Origin of the sequence: Paracoccus sp. N5 (genome assembly GCF_000371965.1) — a bacterium.
In the GTDB taxonomy this organism is placed as follows: Bacteria; Pseudomonadota; Alphaproteobacteria; order Rhodobacterales; family Rhodobacteraceae; genus Paracoccus.
On record NZ_AQUO01000001.1, the window covers coordinates 673,444 to 696,388 of the forward strand.

The following is a 22,945-nucleotide window of genomic DNA, read 5'->3' on the forward strand; positions in this document are numbered from 1 at the left end:
GATGTCCTCCCAACAGCAGCCGTCTGCGCCCTCCCGCGCGTCCGGCCCTTTTCCCATCAAGCGGGCGTTCCCGCCTGTTTCAGCTCTCGCCTCAGCCGGTGCGCGATGCCCTAGCCGCAGGCTCCACTTCGGCAAGAACGGATGCGGTATCCGCCCCAAGCGCACGGCTCGGCGTCAGTTCGCGCGGTGACAGGCCTCCGAAGCGCAGCGGCGATTGCTGCACGACGATGCGCCCGAGTTCCGGATGGTCCTGCCAGACAAGGGCGCCGCGCGCGTGCATGTTCTGATCCTCCATCACCTCGGGAAGCGTGCGGACCGGCGCGCAGGGCACCTTGTGCGCCAGCAGGGTCCGGAAGACCTGCTCCTTGCTGCGCGACGCGGTCCACTCCGAAACGATGGCGTCAACCTCGTCCACGGCGGCGACGCGGCTCTTCAGCGTCGCGAAGCGCGGATCCTCGCCCAGTTCAGGCCGGCCCATCGCGCGGGCGATGTTGCGCCAGTGCTGTTCGCCGACGCAGATGATCGCGATATGGCCGTCGCTGGTGGGATAGACGTTGTAGGGTGCTTCGGCGAGGCCGCCGTGACGGTTGCCGGTGCGCGGCGGCGGTGCATCGGCAGGGTCGATCCCCGCGCGATCCAGACCGAATTGCAGTCCCAGGCTCGATGCCAGCGACGGATATACGGCGTCCTGCATCGCCACCTCGACCCGTCGCGCGATGCCTGTGCGCTCGCGTTGGAACAGCGCGGTCACGATGGCGCCATAGAGATGCACGCCCGCGAAGAAATCGCACAGCGCCGGCCCCGCCTTGACGGGCGGACGGTCGGGAAAGCCGGTCGTGTGCATTACCCCCGACATCGCCTGAATCGTCAGGTCCATTGCGGGATAGTCGCGATACGGCCCATCGCTGCCGAACCCCGAGGAAGACGCATAGATCAGCCGGGGATAAAGCTTCTGCAATTCCTCGGCCGGGAAGCCGAGGCGCGCCATTGTGCTTGGGGCGAAATTTTCCACCAGCACATCGGCATCGGCCAGCAGCGCGTGCAGAGCCGCCTTGCCCTCGGCCGACTTGAGGTCGAGCACAAGGGATTCCTTCATGCCGTTCAGCATCGCGAAGGGAAGCGCCGCGCCGCCGACCACCCCGCGGCGCCGCAGGGATTCGCCGCCGGGCGGTTCCACCTTCAGGATCCTGGCGCCGGCCGCTGCCATCAAGAACGTGGCATAGGGGCCGTTGTAGATCTGGCTCAGATCGACGACCTTGATTCCGGCCAGCGGTTGTTCGGCGGGATCGATCATCCGCGCAACCTCCGCCGGGCCGCCGACCAGTCGTGGACCGGCCACATGTCCTGATCCTCGCCATGTCCCTTGTGGCCGTTGATGGTCCATTCGATCAGCCCGTTCGAGTCGATGAAGCTGTGCCGGTTGATGATGATGCCCGAGAGCCGCCGCCCCTCAGCGTAAAGATCGCGGCCCAGTTCGTCCTTGGCCTCGATGCGGATCTTCGTGACTACGTGCTGGTCCGGGCAACGCTCCACCCAGCGGCGGCCGGAAACGAGGTCCGCCGTCACCCCGTCGCGAATCTGGAAACCATAGGCGACGGGATAGTCGTCATCGTTCCATTTGGTGACCGCCAGGAAGGCGTCAGAAGGCGACGCTATCCCCGAAACATAGGCGCTCTTGCCCGGACGATGCTCGGGCCGCGGCCCCCAGGAGCGGTCGCGCATCGACAGGCAGTCGATCTCGATCTCTTCGCCATGCAGGACGATCTTGCCATGCGCGCGGCCGAACTGGTCGAAATGGCTCAGCTTCTGGAAGGACGACCCCGGTTTGGCAAGCGGCCGCGGCGGCATTACCGCGTCGAAGCGCAGATCGAGCGACAGTCGTCCTTCGTCCTCGAAGCCCAGCTCGTAGCTGGTCAGCGGCTCGATCGTCTTCATGCGAACGCCAGTCGGCAGTTGGATGTCGGTCAGGTCCTGGTCATCGGGAATGCGCAGCGCAGTATAGTTGGCGGAGTACGGAACCTCCCACGGAAGATGCGCCGTGCTGTCCCAGATCCAGCATCCCCCCGCTACCGTGCCGATGTTTGGCCGGAACATGCTGTAAAGCCAGCCGCCGAGACCGATCTCCGGCTTCGCGAACGAGAACCACGCCGTTTCGGTGATCCACCAGCGGTCGGACATCTGGTCGAAGTGAAACCGGTCATCGGCAGCGCTGACAGTGGTCTGCGGACGCGTTTCGGTCGTTGCATCAATCATCATCTGTTTCCTTCAGGGCGGGAAAGTCACGAGTTGCGAGGCCGCCTGAGCTTGGCGCCGCCATCTGCGCCTCGCGTGCTACGTCGCCTGCAAAGAACTCCAGCAACAGGTCGAAGGGAATAGACCCCGCCTCCAGTGGAACTGTCGCACCAGGAATCTTTGCAAGCAGATGTTCGATGGCCTCGGTGCGCGCCGCGCGCATCGCAGGCCCGAGACGGTCCGCTTCGCGCAGATACTTCACCACTTTCGCCAGGTTCTTGGAAGCAGCGACAATGGCGGGATCGTCGCTCACCTCCGCGATCCGGTGGCGCAAGTCGGCGATGACACTGTCGTAAAGCGGCGTCAGGGCGGTTTCATCCACCATGAGGGGTGGCCGGTGCGGCAAGGCCGTTCCGGTGGCCGCGGCCAATGCATCCACCAGCAAGCGCCGATTCAGCGCTCGGGAAACGATCGAGTTCCCCGGTTCTCCGGTCACATTGCGGTGGCGAATGATGACAACCCGTGTCGAGACAAAGACGCGGTGGTACAGGATGCGCCCTGTATCCACGGGACGCCCCGCTGCCGCCTCATAGGCCCGGATCCGGGCAGGGAAGTCCGGCACCGGCTCCATGACGGCACGCATCGAGAACCATGCCAGATCCTCCATCGGGTCGCCGACATGCGCAAGCTCCCAGTCGAGCAGCGCCGTCATCCGATCGCCTTCGAAGAGGAAATTGCCCGGCCCGGCATCGCCGTGAACCAGAACCGGCGCTTCCGGAGGGTCGGGCAGATTCGCATCAAGCCAATCGAGAGCCATCTCGATAAGCGGGTCACGTTCGCCCGACTCCTGATACATCGCCCGCCAGATCGCCAGTTCCTCCGACACGCAGGCAGCGATCGTGGCATGGCGATCATCCGCAAGCCCCGTCTCCGCAATCGGCACGGCGTGCAGCTGCGCGAGGGCTGACACGAAATCGTCCGCAATGGCCGCCTTGCGCTGGTCATCGTCGATCCGCCGGAAGTCAGCCCTGCCGGGGGCCAGTTCCGTCAGAATCGCCTGCACCTCATCGTTCACGGCAATCAGGCGCGGCGCCCGCACATCGGTGTTCGCAAGAACCTGATAGAATCTGGCCTCACGCCAGACCGTATAGGCTTCGGCTGAAGGGGGCCGTGGCGGCTGATAACGAAGATACAGTTTCGTTCCGTCGTCGGCGGTCACTGCCCACGACCTGCAGCGATTGCCGCCGGAGATTGGCTTCCACTTGGAAATGCCTACCCCCGCGACATCTTCGACCCACGCGCGAAGCTCTGCTTCGGACGCCTCCCGCCCCAGGTTCGCCTTGTCCTGTTCTGCTCTCGACCCGTCCAACTGCCCGCATCCTTCTCTCCTGCCAGGCAATTCATATACCACTCGACAAGGCAGATCAAATAAAATATTAGACCATTAAGAATGATCCGATGTTCAGCGTGGAGGTAACAGTGGCAGGGCTCTATTTCGACGAAATGACCGTTGGGCAGGTATTCAGACACGACATTCGTCGCACGATCACCGAGGCAGACAACGTCTGGTTCAGCGCGCTGACCCATAACCCCGCCTATCTGCATCTCGACGAGGATTACTGCCGGCGCGAGACCGAGTTCGGCCAGCGCCTGCTCAACAGCGGTTTCCTGCTGTCGCTGATGGTGGGGGTGTCCGTTGGCGAAACCACGCTGGGGACCGCTGTCGCGAATCTCGGCTGGGACGAGGTGCGATTCCCCAAACCCGTTTTCCACGGCGACACGATCCGGGTCGAGACGGAGGTGCTGGAACTGCGCGAAAGCCGCTCACGCCCCAATGCAGGCATCGTCACCTTCCAGCATCGTGCCTACAACCAGCATGGCGATCTTGTCGGCCACTGCAAGCGCAGCGGCCTGCAGCTGAAACGGCCCGCAGCATGAACCCGCGGTCGTTCCTGTTCGTCCCGGGGGACCGTGAAAAGAAGCTCGCACGTCAAGCGGATTCCGGCGCCGGCGCCTTGATCCTCGACCTGGAGGCCTCGGTGGCACCCGAGCGCAAGGCAATCGCGCGCGGCATGGTGCTCGAATATCTTCGTGCCGCACATGGCGGGCCGGAACTGTGGGTGCGAATCAATCCGATGTCAGACAGCGGACTGGACGATGTGGTTGCCGTGGTCCAGGGCGCGCCTGCGGGCCTGGTGGTGCCCCGGCCCCGTCTCGCTGCCGCGACAAGCGGTCGATGTGATCGCGACGGAGCATGGCGTCGCGGATCTGCGGGGATTGCCAGTCAATGCGCGGGCCGAACGGATCATTGCGATTGCTGCGCCCCCCACCGTGCGGCGCTTGAGGATGCGGCCCGGATTTCGCTCGCGCCGCTCTAGATCAACAGGAGAAACAACGTGAAGCGGACAAACAAGGTCATCATCAGCTGCGCGATAACGGGCTCCATCCACACGCCGTCGATGTCGCCGCACCTGCCGGTTTCTGCCGCCGAGATCGCGGAACAGGCAATCGGCGCGGCCCGGGCCGGGGCGGCAATCCTGCACCTGCACGCGCGCGACGAGGCGACCGGCCGCCCGACACAGGATCCGGAAGCGTTCAAGCGCTTCCTGCCGCGCATCAAGCAGGGCTGCGACGCCATCGTGAACATCACCACCGGCGGCGGGCTGGGCATGACCCTGGACGAACGCCTCGCCGCCGCAAAATGGGCCGAGCCAGAGATCGCGTCGATGAACATGGGTTCGTTCAACTTCAATATCTCGGGCGCCGCGGCCCGCGTCGCGAAGTTCCAGAACGACTGGGAACAGCCCTATCTGGAGATGACCAAGGACTTCATCCTCTCGAACACCTTCGCCCAGATCGAGAGAGCCATGACGGAACTCGGCGACCTGGGCACCCGCTTCGAGTTCGAGTGCTACGACACCGGACATCTCTACAACCTCGCGCATTTCGCCGACCGCGGCCTCGTCAAGCCGCCGTTCTTCGTGCAATCGATCTTCGGCATTCTCGGCGGCATCGGCCCCGAGCCGGAGAATCTCATGTCGATGAAGGCCACTGCCGACCGGCTTTTCGGCAGCGACTACCTTCTGTCGATCCTGGCGGCGGGCCGGCACCAGCTTCCCTTCACCACGATGGGCGCGATCCTTGGCGGCCATGTCCGTGTCGGGCTTGAGGACAACCTCTTCCTTGCCAAGGGAGAACTCGCCACCTCCAACGCCGAACTGGTCGCCAAGAGCGCGCGCATTCTGGGAGAGCTCGGCCTTGCCATCGCCACCCCGGACGAGGCCCGCGAGATGCTGGGCACCAAGGGCGCCGCCAACGTCGCATTCTGAGGATCACGATGCCGAACTCCATTCCCGCCTATTCGCTGCCCGACCGCAACCGGCAGGTGCTGCTGACCACCCGCCCGGACGGCATCCCCCAAGCCTCGCACTTCACCCTCGCGGAAACCTCGGTTCCCGAGCCGGGCGAAGGGCAGATGCTGGTCCGCAACATCTATCTTTCAGCCGATCCGGCGCAGCGGGGCTGGGCCTCGTCCGAGGCGAATTACGCCGCTCCGGTGCCGATTGGGGGGCCGATGCGGGCACTGGCGGTCGCGGTCGTGGTCGCCTCACGGGCCAAAGGCTATGCGGTGGGCGACTTTCTCTACGGCTTCTTCGGATGGCAGGATTACGCCGCCGTCGGGCCTGAAGCAGTGCTGCACCGGGCGACCGAGGATCTTCCGCTCGACGCCTTCGGGGCGCTCGTCGGGATCAACGGCATCACCGCCTATCTGGCGTTGACCAAGCTCGGCCGTCCGGTGGCGGGCGATACGCTGGTCGTTTCGACCGCCGCGGGTTCGGTCGGCTCCTTCGTCGGCCAGATCGGCAAGAGCATGGGTTGCCGGACCGTGGGCCTGACCGGCGACGACGCCAAGGTTGCCCGTTGCCACGACCGCTTCGGCTATGACGAGGCGATCAACTACCGTACCGGGAATATCGCCGCAGCCGTCAAGCGCGCCGCGCCGGATGGCGTCAACCTCTATTTCGACAACACGGGCGGGCCGATCCTGGACACGGTGCTGCGGCAGATGGCGGTTGGCGGCCGTGTCGTGCAATGCGGCACCGCCTCTGTCGGATCATGGGTCCCCGCCCCCACCGGCCCCCGCAACGAGCGCGAAATCCTGACCCGCCGGCTGGTCTGGTCGGGTTTTGTGATCTTCGACCACATGGCCGACTACGCCCGCGCGGCAAGCGAGATGGCGCAGCTTTGGCGTCAGGGCAAGGTCGTCTACGACATCGACCTTGCCGAGGGGATCGAGGCCGCGCCGGGCGCCATCGCGGCCCTCTACGCCGGCGAGAATACCGGCAAGCGCCTGATCCATATCGGCTGAGGAGGAGCCCGAAATGTTGATTGACCTCACCCCCGACCAGCAGGCCATCGACGCAAGCGTGCGCCAGCTTTGCGCCCAATTCAGCGACGAGTACTGGACCAAGTGCGAGGAGGACTGTCGCTTTCCCGAGGAATATTACCGCGCGATGGCCGACGCGGGCTGGCTTGGCATCACCATGCCGGAAGAGCTCGGCGGGGCCGGCCTCGGCGTCACCGAAGCGGCGATCATGATGCATGCGGCCACATCGTCGAACGGAGGGTATTCGGCGGCCTCGGCCATCCACATCAACCTGTTCGGGCCTCACGCAATCGTCGTCCACGGCACGCCCGAGCAGAAGGCGCGCTGGCTGGAGCCCCTGGTGCAGGGGCGCGAAAAGGCCTGCTTCGGCGTGACCGAGCCGGATGCCGGACTCGACACCACCTCGATCAAGACCTTCGCCCGCAGGGTCGATGGCGGCTACATCGTCAATGGCCGCAAGATATGGACCTCGACCGGACAGGAGGCGGACCGCATCATCCTTCTGGCGCGCACCACGCCGAAGGAGGAGTGCAAGAAGCCCACGCAGGGGATGACGCTGTTCTACACCCCGCTGGATCGGTCCAGGGTCGAGGTGCGGCGCATCCACAAGATGGGACGCAACGCCGTGGATTCGAACGCCACCTTCATCGACAATCTCTTTGTCCCTGACGAGGACCGGATCGGCGAGGAAGGCAAGGGGTTCAACTACCTGCTCGACAGCCTCAACCCCGAACGCATTCTCGTTGGCATCGAGGCGATCGGTCTCGGGCGCGACGCACTGCAGCGGGCTGCCCGTTATGCAAAGGAACGTGTCGTCTTTGGCCGGCCCATCGGCAAGAACCAAGGCATCCAGCACCCTCTGGCCGAAGCCTGGACCTATCTTGAAAGCGCCTACTGGATGTGTCTGCGGGCGGCTTACCTCTACGACAAGGGCATGCCCTGCGGGGCCGAGGCGAACGCGGCCAAGTTCCTGTCGGCACGCGCGGCCTTCGACGCCTCGACCAAGGCGGTGCTGACTCATGGCGGCATGGGCTATGCGCAGGAATACCAGGTCGAGCGGCTGTTTCGCGAATCCATCCTGCCGCGCATCGCCCCGGTGACAGAGCAGCTGATCCTGTCCTTCATCGCAGAGAAGGTGCTGGATCTTCCCAAGTCCTACTAAGCTACATCCCAGGGGAGGGGGAGACGAAATGGAAATGCGAAAGCCGAAGGACTTCTATTCCGGGCTGCTGTTCCTCGTGATCGGCCTCGGCACGATTGTCTTGACCCGCGAACTGACGTTCGGGACCGCGCGCAGCATGGGGCCAGGATACTTCCCCACCATGCTTGGCGGGCTGATCTCCGCACTTGCCCTGGTGCTGATGGTGCGGGCCTTCAGGGGCGAGGCGGAGGCCATGGAGCCCCTGAACCTGTTCGCTGCACGTGCGGTCATCGCGATCCTTGGCTCATGCCTGATCTTCAGCGTGCTCGTGCGTCCGGCAGGGATGATCCCTGCTGTTGCGGTGACGGTGCTCGTGGCTGCCTGGGGCATGCGTGGCTTCGGCTGGCGCACGGCAGCGATCCTGGCAGGGGTGCTCGCCATCGGCTGCTGGCTGGCCTTCGTTGTCCTGCTGGGGCTGCCGGTGCGGGGCTTCGGCCCATGGTTCGGGGTGTAAGAAATGGAGTTTCTGGCGAATCTGAGCCTCGGCTTTTCCGAGGCAATCACCCCGATAAACCTGTTCTACTGCTTTCTTGGCTGTTTTCTGGGCACGCTGATCGGAGTATTGCCGGGCCTCGGCCCCCCCGCGACGATCGCGATGTTGCTGCCGATGACCTTCACGCTGGAGCCCACAACCTCGCTGATCATGCTGGCGGGTATCTACTACGGCGCTCAGTATGGCGGCTCCACCACGGCGATCCTTGTAAACCTGCCGGGTGAATCCTCGTCCGTGGTGACGGCTCTGGACGGCTACCAGATGGCCCGCAAGGGCAAGGCCGGCCTCGCATTGTCGACGGCTGCCCTTGGGTCTTTCTTCGCCGGGACGGTAGCGACGATCGTGATTGCCGCGGTGTCACCATTGTTGGCTGCCGCCGCGCTGCAGTTTCACGCGCCGGAATACTTCGCCCTCATGGTCCTCGGCCTGATCGCTTCGGTCGTACTGGCACAGGGATCGCTGATCAAGGCGTTGGCGATGATCCTCTTCGGGCTGATCGTCGGTGTGGTCGGAACCGATATCACCACCGGGGCAACCCGCATGACGCTGGGCCGGCCGGAACTGCTTGACGGCGTGTCGATCGTGGCGGTTGCGATGGGCGTCTTCGGGCTGGGCGAGATCATGCAGAACCTTCTGCACGGCGACGAGGAACGAACGGCCTATCGTGCGCAACTTCGCGGGCTCCTGCCGTCGCGTGCAGACCTGCGGCGCATTTCGGGCCCTGTGCTGCGCGGTACCGGGATCGGGACGCTCCTGGGTATCCTGCCGGGCGGTGGGGCTCTCCTGTCGTCCTTCACCGCCTATGCAGTCGAGAAGAAACTGGCCGACGATCCGCACCGCTTCGGAAAAGGCGCGATCGAGGGTGTCGCAGCACCCGAGGCCGCCAACAACGCCGGGGCGCAGACCTCGCTCATTCCGCTGCTGACACTGGGACTGCCGTCGAACGTCATCGCGGCGCTCATGGCCGGCGCCATGATCATCCAGGGCATCCAGCCGGGACCGGACGTGATGACCCTTCAGCCGGCCCTGTTCTGGGGACTTGTCGCCTCCATGTGGGTCGGCAACTTCATGCTGGTGCTGCTGAACCTTCCGCTGATCGGGCTGTGGGTCAAGCTGCTGACCATCCCCTACAAGCTGCTGTTTCCGGCTATCCTGGTGTTCTGCGCGATCGGGGTGTTCTCGCTGAACTTCTCGAGTTTCGACATCTGGGTAATGGTGCTGTTCGGCGGCCTCGGATACCTTTTCCGAAGGCTGGACTGTGAACCGGCCCCCTTCCTGCTGGGTATGGTGCTGGGTCCGATGATGGAAGAGAATCTGCGCCGCGCCATGCTGCTGTCTCGGGGCGATCCGCTGGTGTTCCTGGAGCGGCCAATCAGCGCGGCGCTGTTGACGATGGCGGCGCTGGCCATCCTGTTCGTGTGCCTTCCCGAGATCCGCCGCAAGCGCGATGAGGCCTTGCAGGAATGAGACGTTGCACCTCGCTCAAGGACCGAACGCTTCCACTTCACCGCACTATCTCTGCGCGACTCGGCGGATGGACGCGGCGCATGGACTTGTAAGAAGGAGGCGAATTTGCCATTTAGCCGGTAAAGCCGAAAGTGACAGACATGGCAGATCAGAACGGTAGCGGAATTGCGCCGATCAACGCCCCCAAGGCGTCAGACATTCTCGCATCCCAGCTTCGCGACATGATCGTCGCGGGGACGTTTCCACCCGGCAGCTATCTTCCGAATGAACGTCAGATGGTTGCCGACAGCGGATTGAGCCGAACCTCAGTACGCGACGCGCTGCGCGTGCTGGAGGCAGAAGGGCTGATCTCGACACGGGTCGGCCGGAGCGGGGGATCGATGGTCACCCGTCCGCAGCGCGATGTCTTGGCGCGCTCGCTGGAGCTCTTCGTGCGCACTCATGAGATCCGCCTCGACGCTCTTCTGGAATGCCGGGTCGCGGTGGAGCCGACGCTTGCGCGGCTCGCCGCTTGCAGGCGGACGGCGCAGCAGCTTGCGGAAATGGACGCCCTGCACGACCGCTTTGTCAAATCCGGCGACGACATTCTGGAATACAAGACGGTAAACCTTGAGTGGCACCTTGCCATTGCGCGTGCAAGCGGAAACGAGCCCCTCATGGCCCTGATGGAGGCGATTGCCCAGCCGGTGCGCGACGCGATGGATTACAAGGAAGTCACCACACTCGATCGGCGCCAAGGGGCCATAAGCGCCCACGCTGCGATCATGGAGGCCATTCGCGAGCAGGACGGCGAAAAGGCCGAACGGCGCATGGCGCGTCATGTCGTCGCTTATCGCGAGATCGCTCTGCAGGAAGCGGAGCAGCCATCGACCGCGCTGCTGACGAACAGATGACCCAAGCGAAAGCCTGGGCGAAGGTTCAATGCCGGAGCGATAATTCCCTGTCGGGGCCTGCATGACGCATGATCAAGGGCGTTTGCACGCAGCCGGAATACCAGGGTTTGCCAGCGACCCCGCGCGATCACATGGCGGTAAATCCACCATCGATCACGAGTTCGGCGCCGGTCACGAACTGCGCCTCGTCGGACGCGAGATAAGGAACCACGTCGGCGATGTCATCGGGCTGCCCCACGCATCCGACCGGTTGGTTCCAGCCCGAGGACAACCGCTGGGGCGCGGGCGAGGCCGCCATCCTTGCCAGCCTGACGCGACCTGGTCAGGAAGCACAGCGCCGATCCGGCGCGGGTCTATGTCGCCGGCCTGTCTGTAAACGCTCCGATGGCGCTGCGGTGGCCCGCGCCTAGCCCGAGCTTTTCGCGGCCGTTGGCGTGCATTCCGGACTGCCGGCGGGCGCGGCCCGCGACCAGGCCTCGGCGCTTGTGGCGATGCAGCGCGGCGATCCGGGCTTGCGCCAGATGCTGCCGATGCCGACGGTCGTCTTCCACAGCAGCCCGCGTGGTCAATCCCCGCAACGGACGGTTGGTGGTCTTGCGCGCCCGCGAGCCTTGCCCGGCCCTGCGCGGCGCCGAGACCGCCGGCCAGGTGCCGAATGGCCGCGCTTATCGGCGGGCCGTCTATCGCTTCGGCTCGGGCCGTCCGCTGGTCGAGCATTGGAGCGTCGCGGGATCGGGCCATGCCTGGTCCGGCGGCTCGTCCCGGGGGCGTTTCACCGACCCGAAAGGCCCGGACGCCTCGCGCGAGATGATCCGCTTTTTCCTGCGCCACAGCCTGGCCCGCGCCATTCCCGGCGCGCGGGACGAGCGGTCGCCCGGCCCGGCCAGCTAATGGGTCGCCCCGGTTTTCTTGGCATCTTCGGGCCGGGCATCGCCAATGGACTGGTTACCGGTGGACCGCAGCTCGGCGCCGGAGCCGTCGCCGCACCGGTCTCACCATCGGCGGCGCGGTCATGGCAGCAGGCGGCGCGACCATGCTCGCGGCCCGCACCGGCGGCATGGCTCTCTCCGGCGGCGCTGCCACCGTTCGGACAGGCGCGGCGGCTGCGGGTGCGGCCTCGACCGCCTACAGGCTCGGCGCCATAGGCCATTCCGGCGCGGGCGGCATCGCTTCCGGCATGGGCAGCGTCGCCAACGCCACGGCCTCTGGTGCGATCTCGCCCCTGCGCCGCATGGTCGGGAAGGCCGCGGGCGGCATCAAGCCAGCTATGCCTCCGGCGCGAAGGGCGTTTTGCGGCTACCGGCGGCACGTCCACCATGGGCACTGCCGGGGGCGCCCCCACTGGTGCAGGCGCCGACGCTGCCATGCCTGATGGCGCACCCGAATGGGCCCAAAAAATGCGCCGGAGCCAGGCGCTGAGCCGTGGGCTCTCGATCGCCGGCCACGCCATCCGCTCCGGCGACGACCATGCCGGTGGCGCTTCGATCAACCTTTCCGAAAGAAACCGCTGATGAACATTTTTCGACGCCCCGCGACCCATTGCGGCAAGACGCCCGAGCCGGAAGGAAGGCGGCGCAGGTCTGGGACGAGCGCATCGGCTCTCCACACAGGAGGTTCGCGCTCTGCTCACCACTCGCAAGCGGTGCAACAAGGGTTCATCACGCTGGAAACATTCCTGAGCGGGTTATTGCGGAACTTTGGTCTCAAGGTTGGCCCTATATTCCTCATGGTGGCGACGGGTTTGGCCTGGGCCTGCATGTCTGTCAGCAGATCGTCTCGGCGGCCGGAGGTCGGCTGGAGAGCATCTCGCCGGCGCCAAGCCGGACGGATGGGTTTATCGCGGGCGTCACCTCGCTGCCGTCCCCGGTTCGCGAGGGCTGATGGCAGGCAGGGCTCGGGTCAGGGTCGCCCCCGGCCCATTCGGGACAGTATCATGACCGGCAGCATGCCGATCAGGACGATCAGCATGGCGGCAATCGCGGCTTCCTCGTAGGTGCCCCGGGCGGCCTCGCCATAAAGATGGGTTGCCAAGGTTTCGAAATTCAGAGGCCGCAGCAGCAATGTCGCCGGCAGTTCCTTCATGCAGTCCACGAAGACAAGCAGGCCGGCCGAGGCGATCGCGGTTTTCGAAAGGGGCAGATGGATTCCCAGGAACGCTCCCGTGGGCGTTCGGCCCAGCATCCGCGCCGCATGGTCCAGCGAGGGCGGGATGCGGGCGAACCCGGCCTCGATTCCGCCGGTGGAGATTGCCATGAACCGCGCAGAATAGGCCAGCACCAGCGCGGCACCGGAACCCAGCAGCAGAAGGCCGGGTGCAGCGCCGGTCAGCCGCTCGACGCCGCTGGCCCAGAAACGGTCGAACATGCCGACCGGGTAAAGCAGGCCGATGGCCAGGACGGTTCCCGGCACCGCATAGCCCAGCGTCGACGCCCGCGCGGCAAGCGAAGTGGTCCGGCCCGGACAGTTTCTCGCGGCATAGGCGAGCACCAGGCCAGACAGCAGCACGAGCACGGTGGCAAGTGCGGAAACCGCGACGGTGTTGCCGATCTCGGCCCAGATGCGCGGCGAAACGCCGGCGAAGCTGATGCGCTTCCAGGCTTCCCGGCACAGGTAGGCCGCCGGAGCGATGAAGCCGGCCGCGACTGGAAACAGGCACAGGCCGAAAGCACTTGCCGCCCGCCAGCCGCGCAGCCGGGTGGGAGACATCACGCGGGGTTTTTGCGCCGCGGTGGCGAAGCGCTGATTGCGGCGCGCATGACGCTCGACCAGCACCAGCAGGACCACGATTGCCAGCATGACCAGTGCGATCTGCGCGGCGCCCGGCATATCCGAGCGGTTGATCCAGGTCGAATAGATCGACGGCGTCAGGGTTCTGACCCCAAGGAATTGCGAGGCGCCGATGTCGTTCAGCGTCTCCATCAGCGCCAGGCTGACGCCCACCGCAATCGCCGGTCGCGCCAGCGGCAGTGCCACGCGGCGAAAGACGCCGTTCCGGCGCGTGCCCAGGGTCCGAGAGACCTCGACCAGATTCGCCGCCTGCGTCAGGAACATCGCCCGGGTGGTCAGGTAGACATAGGGATAGAGCACCAGTCCCAGGAGCAGGATGCAGCCGGTCATCGAGCGGATGTCGGGCAGGCGGAACTCGCGCGGGCTGGAATAGCCCAGAATGCTGCGCAAGGCGCCCTGCACCGCGCCCACCGGGTGCAGGATGTCCAGATAGGCATAGGCGATGATATAGGTCGGCACCGCCAGCGGCAAAAGCAGCGCCCATTCGAAAATCCGTCGCCCGGGAAAGTCGTAGGCCGTGACCATCCAGGCGGTCGTGGTTCCGATCACCGTCACCAGCACGCCCACCCCCGCCAGCAGGATGACCGTGTTCCACAGTGCCGACGGCAAGACATTGGCCAGCATATGCGGCCACAGCCCGGCGCTGCCCTGGAACGCGATCAGAAGCAGCGACAGCACGGGCAGGCAGACCAGCGCCGCGGCAAGCAGCGCGGCAAGCCGCCACGCGCCGCCGCTGCGGCGGCGCCAGGGCAGCACATTCGGCAAGATCGGCTCGGCTGACTTCATGGGACCGGGAAACGGCGATGGCCGCCGAAGCGGGCCATCGCCGAAGGGATGGCGATCAGTTGTCAAACCCGATCCGCTCGGCCATCTGGGTGGCGGCCGCGCGGAACTTCACGCCTTCGACGATGTCGATGGTGTCCGGGGTCAGCGTGCCGAATTCGGCGACCAGCGGATCGACAGTGGCATTCGCATTGACCGGATATTCGAAATTCGCCTTGGCATAGATCGCCTGCGCCTCGTCCGAGACGAGATACTCCAGGAACTGGACCGCCTGGTCCTTGTTGGGCGCGTGGCGCGCCACGGCGGCGCCGGTGATGTTGACCTGCGTGCCGCCGTCTTCAAAGGTCGGCAGGATCATGCGGATCGCCTTGGCCCATTCCTCTTGCTCGGGGCCACCGGCACCGCTGCGCATCAGGCCGACGTAATAGGAATTCGCGATGCCGATCTCGCAAAGGCCGCCCATGATGTCGCGCGCCACGTCGCGATCCCCCCCTGCCGCCGGCCGGGCGAGGTTGGCCTTGAGGCCGGTCAGCCATTTTTCGGCCGCTTCCTCGCCATGATGCGCGATGAACGAACCAGTCAGCGCGACGTTGTAGGGGTGCAGGCCGGACCGCATGCACAGCTTGCCCTTCCAGGCCGGATCGGCGAGCTGCTCATAGGTGATCTTGTCAAGCTCGAGATCCTTGGCCACATAAACCGCGCGGGCGCGCATCGACAGCGCGAACCAATGGCCGTCGTCATCGCGCAGCGTTTCGGGAATCGTGCTGTTCAGGACCTGCGACTCGACGCTTTGCGTCAGGCCCTTCTCGACCAGATCGATCAGAACCCCCGCATCGACCGTCATCAGCACGTCGGCCGGCGATTTGTCCCCTTCGGCGATGACGCGTTCGGCAACGCCATCCTGCAGGAAGATGGTATTGACCGTGACGCCGCTCGATTTGGTGAAGGCGTCGATCAGCGGTTGGATCAGTCCAGGCTCGCGCGTGGTATAGAGATTGAGTTCATCTGCCGATGCCGCTTGCGCTCCTGCCAAAACCAGCACCGATCCGAAAATCGCCCCACCAAACTTCGTGCATCCCGTCGCCATGACGCTCCCTCGTTCATGAGTAAAAAGGTCAGGCCTTGGGCCTGCCGATTCAGGAGAAGCATAGTTGACTGTAGTAGTAAAGCTTTTCGCGCAAGGTTCGGCTTCAGGTCCACATCGATAATGGAAGGCCCGCAGCGTCATGGCGAAGCATTTCTGACCATATGTTTTCAAAAGATAAAAATCTGATCACGGATCACGGAAACCTGTGCCCTCTGGCCGGGACGAAGGCGTGATCGCCGTGTCGAGCGAATTTTCAAAGGCTGCGGAAGCGCTGCTACGGCGACAAGGGTTTGCTCTATTTCCCCCATCAAGACGCAATCGACGACCGTGCAATCGATACCGCCGAGGTCGGGATCGAGGCAAAGGCTGTGAGGGCGCACATGAAGCGTCGCCTGGCCATCGGCAAGATCCGGGGCCTCGAACCGGCCCAGCGGGGTTTCGAGAAAGCCGTTCCGGCACAGGCCCGAGATCTTGTTGAAGGTCGAGAAGAACTCGGCCGTATAGGCGTTCGCCGGCCTGTCATAAAGGTCGCTGCCCGAGCCCTCCTGCACGATTTCCCCCGATCGCATCAGCACCACCCGATCGCCCGCCGACAGCGCCTCCTCGGGGTCGTGCGTCACCATGATCACGGTGGTGCCCAACTCGCGCAAAAGCGAGATCGTCTCGGCGCGGATGCCGTCGCGCAGGCTGCGGTCCAGGTTCGAGAAAGGCTCATCCATGAGCAGGATCTGCGGCTGGGGGGCCAGAGCACGGGCCAGGGCCACGCGTTGCTGTTCGCCGCCCGAAAGCATATGCGGAAATCTGGAAACGAGGTGCTCCAGCCCCAGACGCGCGACGATCTCGCGGCATCTGGCTTGCGCTGCGGGTCGGGCCAGGCGCTTCAGGCCGAACAGGATGTTGTTTTCCACGGTCAGGTGCGGAAACAGCGCGTAATCCTGGAACATGAAGCCGATATTGCGCGCTTCGGGCTCGACGAAGCTCTCTGGCCGGGACATATCGCATCCGTCGATCAGAATGCAGCCCCGCTCCGGGGTTTCGAGGCCGGCGATGGCGCGCAGAAGCGTGGACTTGCCGCATCCCGAATGGCCGACAAGGCAGATGAACTCGCCATGCGCCACACAAAGCGAGAGATCATCGAGCGCAATGACAGAGCCGAACCTGTGCGTGACACCGGAGAGCTGAAGATGAGGGTGCAGCGCCGATCCTGTCATTCTATCCCTTTCGCAATCTGCCCGCTCATGCTCCGGCGCGGTGAAGGTCGTGCCCACCGACCGTTTCGGGCAGGCGGCCCGCGTTCTTTGTAAAGCGCGCGGCCAACGAAGAAAATATCGCCTGTCTACTCAGGGGTGGCTGCACAATGTCGGGACGGATGCCTGACGGTAAGTAACGACGGGTGCGATGGCTGGCGCCTGCCGGGTGCGCATTTCGAACCGCCCGGCCAGAGCGAGACTCAGCGCCGCCGGCCGCTCTATGCCTTGACCTTCTGTCCATGGTCATGAGCATCAGAGGGCAAGTTTCTGACGCGCCTTGGCAAGACGGGGGAGATCCGGGATGCGAGGCCCCTAATGGAACCCCTCCAAGCCCTGCTTGGGCTCTACGCCAGGCACCCGCACGAACAGCGACTCGTCCACCGGGACATCATCATAGAACAGAAATCTTTCCACCAATACGACTCCCATCTTTCGCCGTACGCCATGAGCCAAGTCGCCAGTCGGATCCGATCCTGACGCGGTATGCCATTTTGACCGGCAATAGCCGGCGGATTTAGGCAGGGCTCACTGGCCGGATGCTCGACGACCGGCTTTTCAGTGCTCATAACTCGGACCACATGCGGATCAGGTTGTGACGGATTCCGGTCACCGCATCGCGCTGGGCGCGGAAGTCGAGGATGTTACCGTAGGGTTTGGAATCGTTGACCTGCTCCCCGGATTGTCTTCGTTCAGAAGTCAGCTCTGTTCCGGGTTTGGTCCTTCTCTGCCCGGTTGCGGTATTCCCGCGGAGTGAGCCCGTTGAGGCTCGTGTGCGGGCGGTGGTGATTGTCATCGTCGCGCCACGCCGCGATCAACTGGCGAGCCCGGTCAGGCTGGCGAACAGGTGCTCATTGAGACACGCGTCCCGCAGGCGGCCATTGAAGCTCTCGACGAAGCCGTTCTGCATCGGTTTGCCGGGTGCGATGGAGTGCCGCTCAACGCCGCGTTCTTCCTGCCAGCGCAGGATCGCGTTCGAAGTCGACTCAGTGCCGTTGTCGGAGAGCACCATGCAGGGCAGACCCCCGCATCTCGGCGATCCGGTCGAGTTCCCGGGCAACCCGGTGCCCGGTGAGCGAGGTGTCGACGACCGCCGCCAGCATTCCCGGCTGAAGTCGTCGATCACGCACAGGATCCGGAACCTGCGGCCATGGACCAGCTGTCGGAGACGAAGTCCAAGCTCCAGCGCTGGTTCGGTCCCTGCGGGATCGCCATCGGCGCCCACGTTCCGAGCACCCGCTTGCGGCCGCCGCTTGCGCACCGTCAGCCGCTCTGCGCGGTAGAGGCGGCGGAGCTTCTTCCAGTTCGCTGACCTCCAGGCCGCCATACTTCGAGCGCCACTTGTAGAAGGTCGCATCGCTGATGCCGTGCTTGCGGCACAGCTCCAGTGCCAACAGGCCGGCTGCATGCTCCTTCAGGATGCCCGATGATGGTCTCTGAGCACCTCCCCGAAAATCGGACAGTGACGTAAGCTCTGATCTTCCGTCTGCTGGTCTCCAAGAACGAGGAGAACAGACGATGTCGAAACGCAGGAACCATGACGCGGGCTTCAAGGCTCGCGTGGCGCTGGAAGCCGTGAAGGGCGAGCGCACCGTGTCGGAGCTGGCCGCGGAATACGGCGTGCATCCGACGATGATCCACCAGTGGAAGAAGGCGCTGCTCGAGGGGGCATCGGACATCTTCGAACGCGGCAGGAAGAAGAAGGCCGAGGTCGACGAGGAGACGGTGCGATCGCTGCACGCCAAGATCGGAGAGCTGGCCGTCGCCAACGATTTTTTGTCACGAAAGCTCAAGCCCTGGACCGGCAGGTGAGGCGCGGGATGATCGAACGCTCTCACCCCACGCTGTCGGTCGGGGCGCAATGCCGTCTGCTGTCGATCTCGCGGTCGTCGTTCTACTACGCACCGCAGGGCGAGACCGAGATGAACCTGGCGCTCATGCGGCTGATCGACCGTCAGTTCCTGGAAACCCCCTTCTACGGCGTCCAGCAGATGACCTGGCACCTGCAGAACGAAGGGCACCCAGTGAACATGAAGCGCATCCGGCGGCTGATGCGGCTCATGCGTCTGATGCCGATCTACCAGAAGCCCAACACCAGCAAGCCTGCGAAGGGGCACAAGACCTACCCCTATCTGCTGGGTGGCCTGCGGGTCGATCGGCACAACCATGCCTGGTGTGCCGACATCACCTATCTGCCGATGCGACGAGGCTTCCTCTACCTGGTCGCCATCATGGACTGGTTCACCCGCAAGGTGCTGGCCTGGCGCATCTCGAACACGCTCGAAGCCGACTTCTGCGTCGAGGCGCTGAACGAGGCGGTCCACCGCTTCGGCCCGCCCGAGATCATGAACACCGATCAGGGCTCGCAGTTCACGTCCTTCGCCTGGACCGACCGGCTGAAACGGATCGGCACCCGGATCTCGATGGACGGCAAGGGCCGGTGTCTCGACAACATCTTCATCGAGCGCCTTTGGCGGTCCCTGAAGTATGAGTGCGTCTATCTGCACGCCTGGGAGACCGGCTCGCAGGCGAAGGCGGGCGTTGGCCGATGGATCACCTTCTACAACCACCAGCGGCCCCACGCCGCCCATGGCGGACAGCCGCCCGCCGTGGTCTACTTCAACCAGATCGAAACCGATCAGCAGGGGCAGAGAGTAGCTTAAATCATCCCGGAAACTGTCCAAGAGATGGGGAGTAGCTCATGACAACCATCACGGCACAGAGATCTGAACAGCCGCGCAGCCTCGGACGGGCTGCTTTTTCATGCACAACGACAACCTGACTTTGCGGGTTCTGTGCTCAACGGCAAAGATCAAGGACGGAGAACAAAATGCACTTGCAAGGACTTATCCGCAGACGCGCCCCCGATCGACGCGTCCAGGAATCCCAGGCCAAGGAGTCGATGGCCGCCCTCTGCATCAACGGGGTCCGTCATGCAGAGCGCTGAGACCGCATCCGCTGCCGGACCGACCACCCGTATGGATTCCCTTGTCGCGATCCTCGAGCGGCGCGGCGACATATCGAGCGATCTGTTCCAGCGCTACTGGCGCGACGTTCACGGCGTTCTTGCAACCCGGATTCCCGGCTTTACCTCTTATGTCCAGTATCACCTACTTCCCGATCCCTTCACGCCGCCGGGACAGCCCCCCGCGAGCAATCCGATCGACGGCATTGCCGAGGTAATCTTCGCGCCAAGTTCCGGCTCTGGCGGGCTCGCGTCCAGCCAGGTCAGCGATTTCATTCGCCGGGACGAGCAGATCCTGTTCAGTCGCGTGGTCTCCATCCCGCTCAGCGCGAGGCGCGGACGGTCTGGTCCGAGGATGTCTGGATCGAAACCGAGAACATCGACCCCGAGGTGCAGGCACCGGAACAAGTTTATGTGCTTTTCCAAGGCGCGCAAAGCCCCAAGCCCGAAGAGGTCGGCAAGGCGCTTACCCGTATGGCCGAAGGCATTTCCAAAGCCCATCCGGCGCTGAAGCCGATGACCGGCCACACGCTTACCCAAGGCAATCACGGGTGGTGGAACACCCCGAATGTTGCCGGTCAGGCAGCGGGTCTAAACTATATAGCGGCCCTGCGCATACAGAGGGAAGCCGAAAAATCGCTCGGGGAAATTGCGGAAGTCATCGGGGAACTGGATACCGTCCCACTTGACCGGTTCGCGATCTATCGGGTCGCTGCAAGGTACCGGATGGTTGCTGCAGGGCAGCCAACCCCGTTGGTATGCGCGGGCTCGACATCATGCGCACCATTCATCAGGCGGGCGCAGCCGAACAAGGCAGTGACGCCCTGCTGCGCAGCATTTTCATCCATCCGTGACGCGCTTACGCGCTGCCGGACGGTTTCGGTCATCATTCATGCAATGGAGGATAGCATGACTTACGGAAGGTTCGCCCTTGCGGCTGGCTTCTTGTCGCTTTTGATGTTGGCACCCCCCGGCGTGTCGTTGGCCAAAGAGTTGAAACCGATCATCATCTGTTCGGCAGATGACCAGTCCAATGGCGCGGCAGAGGTGGGACGGCTTGCTCTGAACGGGCTGCGCCTTGCCGTCGACGAGAAGAACGCGGCAGGAGGCATCGCCGGCAGAAAGGTCGAGATCGTCGTCTATGACATCAAGATGGACTTCCAGCTTGCCGGAACGGCGGCGACGCGCTGTGCCGAGGATGACGGCGCCATCGCCATTACCGGCGCCCACCCCGACACCTCGATCTCGATGATCCCGGTCGCGAACGAATATGGGATTCCGCTGCTGCTGATGGCATTGGCGACAGACAACCTGACCGACAATCCGGCTGGCTATGTTTTCCGTGTCGGTCCCCGCAATGGCCAGGATGCACAGGCGATTGCCGATATGTTGGCCGCGCAAGGGTTCAAGCGGGTTGCGCTGATCGGCAACACCTTGAACTTCGGTCTGGATGGCATCGAAGCCTCCAGCAAGGCGCTAGCGATGCACGGAATCGAGGTCGTCCAGGAAGAAGCCTATGACATCAATGCAGTGGATCTTTCGCCGCAGATCCTCAGTCTGAAAGCGGCAGAACCGGATGCGGTCATCGTCTATCCCTATTCTGCCGATGGCGCGCGGGTGTTGCGGACCATGCACCAGCTTGACCTGAAGGTGCCGACGGTGGTGGCCCGCAGCGCCTTGCTGAAAGCGTTTCGCGATATGGCCGCAGAGGCAAGCGACGGCATTCTGATCGCCAATACGGTCGATATGGAACGGCCCGATGTACAGGATTTCTTCGCAAGGCTCGATGCCAAGTTCGGCGCCGAGCATCAGCCCACCATGTATCCCCTTCTTGGCTATGACACGGCCCAGATCATTTTCGCGGCGGCCGCCGATCCGGCCGTGCAGGAACGGCTGGCGGCAGACGACATCGCGGGCGCGCGCGCGGCGGTCAAGAATGCAATCGAAGGAATGAGCAGCTTCTACGGCCTGCAAGGCCGCAAGGAAGCACATTATGAATTCGGCAAGGAAAAGCACCATGGCTCGCCGGATGACAACTGGTTCACCTTCGTCGAGGTCAAGGATGCAGGGGCAACCTTGAGCACCACAGATCTGTCGAAATTCAGACCGGGCGCAAAGAACTGATCCGGTCAAGGCAGCAAATGCCCTGAATGGTGTCTTCGGGCATCCCATACTTGCGGCAAAGGTCGGCGCACTTCGCCACGGCCTTGCTCCTGCAAGATGCCAATGATCTGCTCTTCGGTTCGACTTCTTCGCTTCATCGTCCGTCTCTTCCTTGGGGCGGACTCTAATCGCAACTGAAGAAAAAATCCCATGGCAGGTCACTCACGCCGCAAGAGCACGAAGAGCCGCCGGTAGCCGAACCTGCGCCGCTCATTGGCCAGATTGTGGCCGAGATTGGAGAGCGTGGGGATGAGGTGCTGCGTCTGGACACGTTCGAGAATACCCCTGCCACCGTCGGCAAGCTGCTGAACCGCCCGGGTTGAACCGCCCCGGGTTTGTCGCGCACGGCGCCGCCGCCGAAATCGGTCTCGATGGCACCCGGCGCAACCGTGTTCACCGCAATGCCGCGCGGCCCGAACTCCTGCGCCATGTAACGGGTCAGCACCTCGACCGCACCCTTTGCCGCCGCATAGGCCGCAAAGCCGGCATAGGAAAACCGCGTCATCACCCCAATGATGGCGATGCTGCGCTATTTGCAGGACCGGCGCGAGACCGCCTATCGCGTGACCTTCCTGCATTCGGCCCGCAGCCCGGCGGATCTGCTGTTCCAGGGCGAGCTGACGGCGATCGCGGCGCGTGGCGGCATGACGCCGGGGTTCATCTGCGAACGGGACGCCCTGCCGGGCATGGAGGCGGGCTTCCTGACCCGCGACATGCTTCAGGCGCATGTGCCCGACCTGCATGACTGCACCGTGCTGACCTGCGGGCCGGCGCCCTATATGCGCGCGGTCAGGGCGATGCTGGGCGAGACCGGCTTCGACATGGCGCATTACCATGAGGAGAGCTTCGGCGACCCCACCGAGCGGCGCAATCCCGACGGCGCCGCGCCGGAAAGCCTGCGTCCCGATGGCGGCGAGCCCGCCGCAACCGCCACCCCGTCGCCCGTCGATCATCAGCCGGCGAATGCAGGACAGAACCTGGTGCATTTCACCCTGTCGGGCAAGGCCGCGCCCTATCGGCCGGGCGAGACCATCCTCGACGTCGCCTCGCGCGCGGGGATCGCCGTGCCGACCAATTGCCAGATGGGACTTTGCGGCACCTGCAAGGCGCATTGCAGCGCCGGGCGGGTCGCCATGGACGATACCGAGGGCCTGGCCCCCGGCGAGTTGGAGCAGGGCATGGTGCTGACCTGCTGCGGCCGTCCGCAGGGCGCCGTCAGCATCGCATTGTAGGAGCCGAT

Annotated in this window: 19 protein-coding genes and 2 pseudogenes; 12 read left to right on the forward strand and 9 right to left on the reverse strand. The window is 64.2% G+C overall.

What is annotated here, in order from left to right:
- Positions 1-91: 91 nt before the first annotated feature.
- Genes PARN5_RS0103335 through PARN5_RS21570 form a run of 3 tightly spaced genes read right to left on the reverse strand, consistent with a single transcriptional unit; the run spans position 92 to position 3,601 of the window.
- Positions 92-1,294 (reverse strand): CoA transferase, encoded by a 1,203-nt coding sequence (locus PARN5_RS0103335; protein ID WP_017998375.1) that lies wholly within the window; start codon positions 1,292-1,294, stop codon positions 92-94.
- Positions 1,291-2,256 carry a hypothetical protein gene (locus tag PARN5_RS21565; protein WP_017998376.1) on the reverse strand — a complete coding sequence of 322 codons (966 nt, stop codon included), beginning with the start codon at positions 2,254-2,256 and terminating at the stop codon, positions 1,291-1,293. Before PARN5_RS21565 ends, PARN5_RS0103335 begins: the two co-directional genes overlap by 4 nt.
- Positions 2,246-3,601, reverse strand: a complete 1,356-nt coding sequence (locus tag PARN5_RS21570) for a phosphotransferase family protein (protein WP_036744555.1) — start codon at positions 3,599-3,601, stop codon at positions 2,246-2,248. Before PARN5_RS21570 ends, PARN5_RS21565 begins: the two co-directional genes overlap by 11 nt.
- An 89-nt stretch (positions 3,602-3,690) precedes the next feature.
- On the opposite strand from PARN5_RS21570, the gene PARN5_RS0103350 reads away from it, so the two are divergent.
- The 8 genes from PARN5_RS0103350 to PARN5_RS0103380 all read left to right on the forward strand — a co-directional run bounded on the left by PARN5_RS0103350 (position 3,691) and on the right by PARN5_RS0103380 (position 10,673).
- Complete coding sequence (locus PARN5_RS0103350) at positions 3,691-4,170, forward strand: MaoC family dehydratase (protein WP_017998378.1); 480 nt, start codon at positions 3,691-3,693, stop codon at positions 4,168-4,170.
- Positions 4,167-4,610, forward strand: a complete 444-nt coding sequence (locus PARN5_RS23205) for an aldolase/citrate lyase family protein (RefSeq protein ID WP_081614920.1) — start codon at positions 4,167-4,169, stop codon at positions 4,608-4,610. The genes PARN5_RS0103350 and PARN5_RS23205 overlap by 4 nt, the downstream gene beginning before the upstream one ends.
- Before the next feature lie 18 nt (positions 4,611-4,628).
- Complete coding sequence (locus PARN5_RS0103355; protein ID WP_017998379.1) at positions 4,629-5,561, forward strand: 3-keto-5-aminohexanoate cleavage protein; 933 nt, start codon at positions 4,629-4,631, stop codon at positions 5,559-5,561.
- 8 nt (positions 5,562-5,569) lie between these two features.
- Positions 5,570-6,601, forward strand: coding sequence for an NADP-dependent oxidoreductase (locus tag PARN5_RS0103360; protein WP_017998380.1), 1,032 nt, complete (start codon positions 5,570-5,572; stop codon positions 6,599-6,601).
- A gap of 13 nt (positions 6,602-6,614) precedes the next feature.
- Entirely contained in the window at positions 6,615-7,781 is a 1,167-nt protein-coding gene (locus tag PARN5_RS0103365) for an acyl-CoA dehydrogenase family protein (protein WP_017998381.1), read from the forward strand.
- Between the two features lie 28 nt (positions 7,782-7,809).
- The gene (locus PARN5_RS0103370) at positions 7,810-8,274 is read left to right on the forward strand and encodes a tripartite tricarboxylate transporter TctB family protein (protein WP_017998382.1); all 465 of its coding nucleotides are present in this window, start codon (positions 7,810-7,812) and stop codon (positions 8,272-8,274) included.
- Positions 8,275-8,277: 3 nt separating this feature from the next.
- Positions 8,278-9,780, forward strand: coding sequence for a tripartite tricarboxylate transporter permease (locus PARN5_RS0103375; protein WP_017998383.1), 1,503 nt, complete (start codon positions 8,278-8,280; stop codon positions 9,778-9,780).
- A gap of 140 nt (positions 9,781-9,920) precedes the next feature.
- Positions 9,921-10,673: an FCD domain-containing protein gene (locus PARN5_RS0103380; protein WP_017998384.1), complete on the forward strand. Its 753-nt coding sequence runs from the start codon at positions 9,921-9,923 to the stop codon at positions 10,671-10,673.
- Positions 10,674-10,800: 127 nt separating this feature from the next.
- Here PARN5_RS0103380 and PARN5_RS23210 read toward each other — a convergent pair whose 3' ends face one another.
- Positions 10,801-10,971 carry an SDR family oxidoreductase gene (locus tag PARN5_RS23210; protein WP_017998385.1) on the reverse strand — a complete coding sequence of 57 codons (171 nt, stop codon included), beginning with the start codon at positions 10,969-10,971 and terminating at the stop codon, positions 10,801-10,803.
- A 263-nt stretch (positions 10,972-11,234) separates the two neighbouring features.
- Between PARN5_RS23210 and PARN5_RS24755 the strand changes: the two genes are divergently transcribed.
- Positions 11,235-11,564 (forward strand): hypothetical protein, encoded by a 330-nt coding sequence (locus PARN5_RS24755; RefSeq protein WP_232419294.1) that lies wholly within the window; start codon positions 11,235-11,237, stop codon positions 11,562-11,564.
- Between the two features lie 1,008 nt (positions 11,565-12,572).
- Here the strand turns inward: PARN5_RS24755 and PARN5_RS0103405 are convergent.
- From PARN5_RS0103405 to PARN5_RS23215, 4 genes and pseudogenes are all read right to left on the reverse strand, one after another.
- The gene (locus tag PARN5_RS0103405; protein WP_232419367.1) at positions 12,573-14,216 is read right to left on the reverse strand and encodes an iron ABC transporter permease; all 1,644 of its coding nucleotides are present in this window, start codon (positions 14,214-14,216) and stop codon (positions 12,573-12,575) included.
- 85 nt (positions 14,217-14,301) lie between these two features.
- Positions 14,302-15,471, reverse strand: a complete 1,170-nt coding sequence (locus tag PARN5_RS0103410) for an extracellular solute-binding protein (RefSeq protein WP_232419295.1) — start codon at positions 15,469-15,471, stop codon at positions 14,302-14,304.
- A 26-nt stretch (positions 15,472-15,497) separates the two neighbouring features.
- Positions 15,498-16,541 (reverse strand): ABC transporter ATP-binding protein, encoded by a 1,044-nt coding sequence (locus PARN5_RS21585; protein ID WP_036744556.1) that lies wholly within the window; start codon positions 16,539-16,541, stop codon positions 15,498-15,500.
- Between the two features lie 728 nt (positions 16,542-17,269).
- A pseudogene (locus tag PARN5_RS23215) lies at positions 17,270-18,040 on the reverse strand (IS3 family transposase).
- Positions 18,041-18,095: 55 nt separating this feature from the next.
- Here PARN5_RS23215 and PARN5_RS0103440 point away from each other — a divergent pair.
- A pseudogene (locus PARN5_RS0103440) lies at positions 18,096-19,240 on the forward strand (IS3 family transposase).
- Positions 19,241-19,932: 692 nt separating this feature from the next.
- The gene (locus PARN5_RS0103450; RefSeq protein ID WP_232419296.1) at positions 19,933-21,666 is read left to right on the forward strand and encodes an ABC transporter substrate-binding protein; all 1,734 of its coding nucleotides are present in this window, start codon (positions 19,933-19,935) and stop codon (positions 21,664-21,666) included.
- A 163-nt stretch (positions 21,667-21,829) separates the two neighbouring features.
- Here PARN5_RS0103450 and PARN5_RS25070 read toward each other — a convergent pair whose 3' ends face one another.
- A complete protein-coding gene (locus tag PARN5_RS25070; RefSeq protein WP_346420405.1) occupies positions 21,830-22,210 on the reverse strand; it encodes an SDR family oxidoreductase in 381 nt (126 codons plus the stop codon).
- A gap of 16 nt (positions 22,211-22,226) precedes the next feature.
- On the opposite strand from PARN5_RS25070, the gene PARN5_RS21595 reads away from it, so the two are divergent.
- Complete coding sequence (locus PARN5_RS21595) at positions 22,227-22,937, forward strand: 2Fe-2S iron-sulfur cluster-binding protein (RefSeq protein WP_198289561.1); 711 nt, start codon at positions 22,227-22,229, stop codon at positions 22,935-22,937.
- The last annotated feature ends 8 nt before the right edge of the window (positions 22,938-22,945 follow it).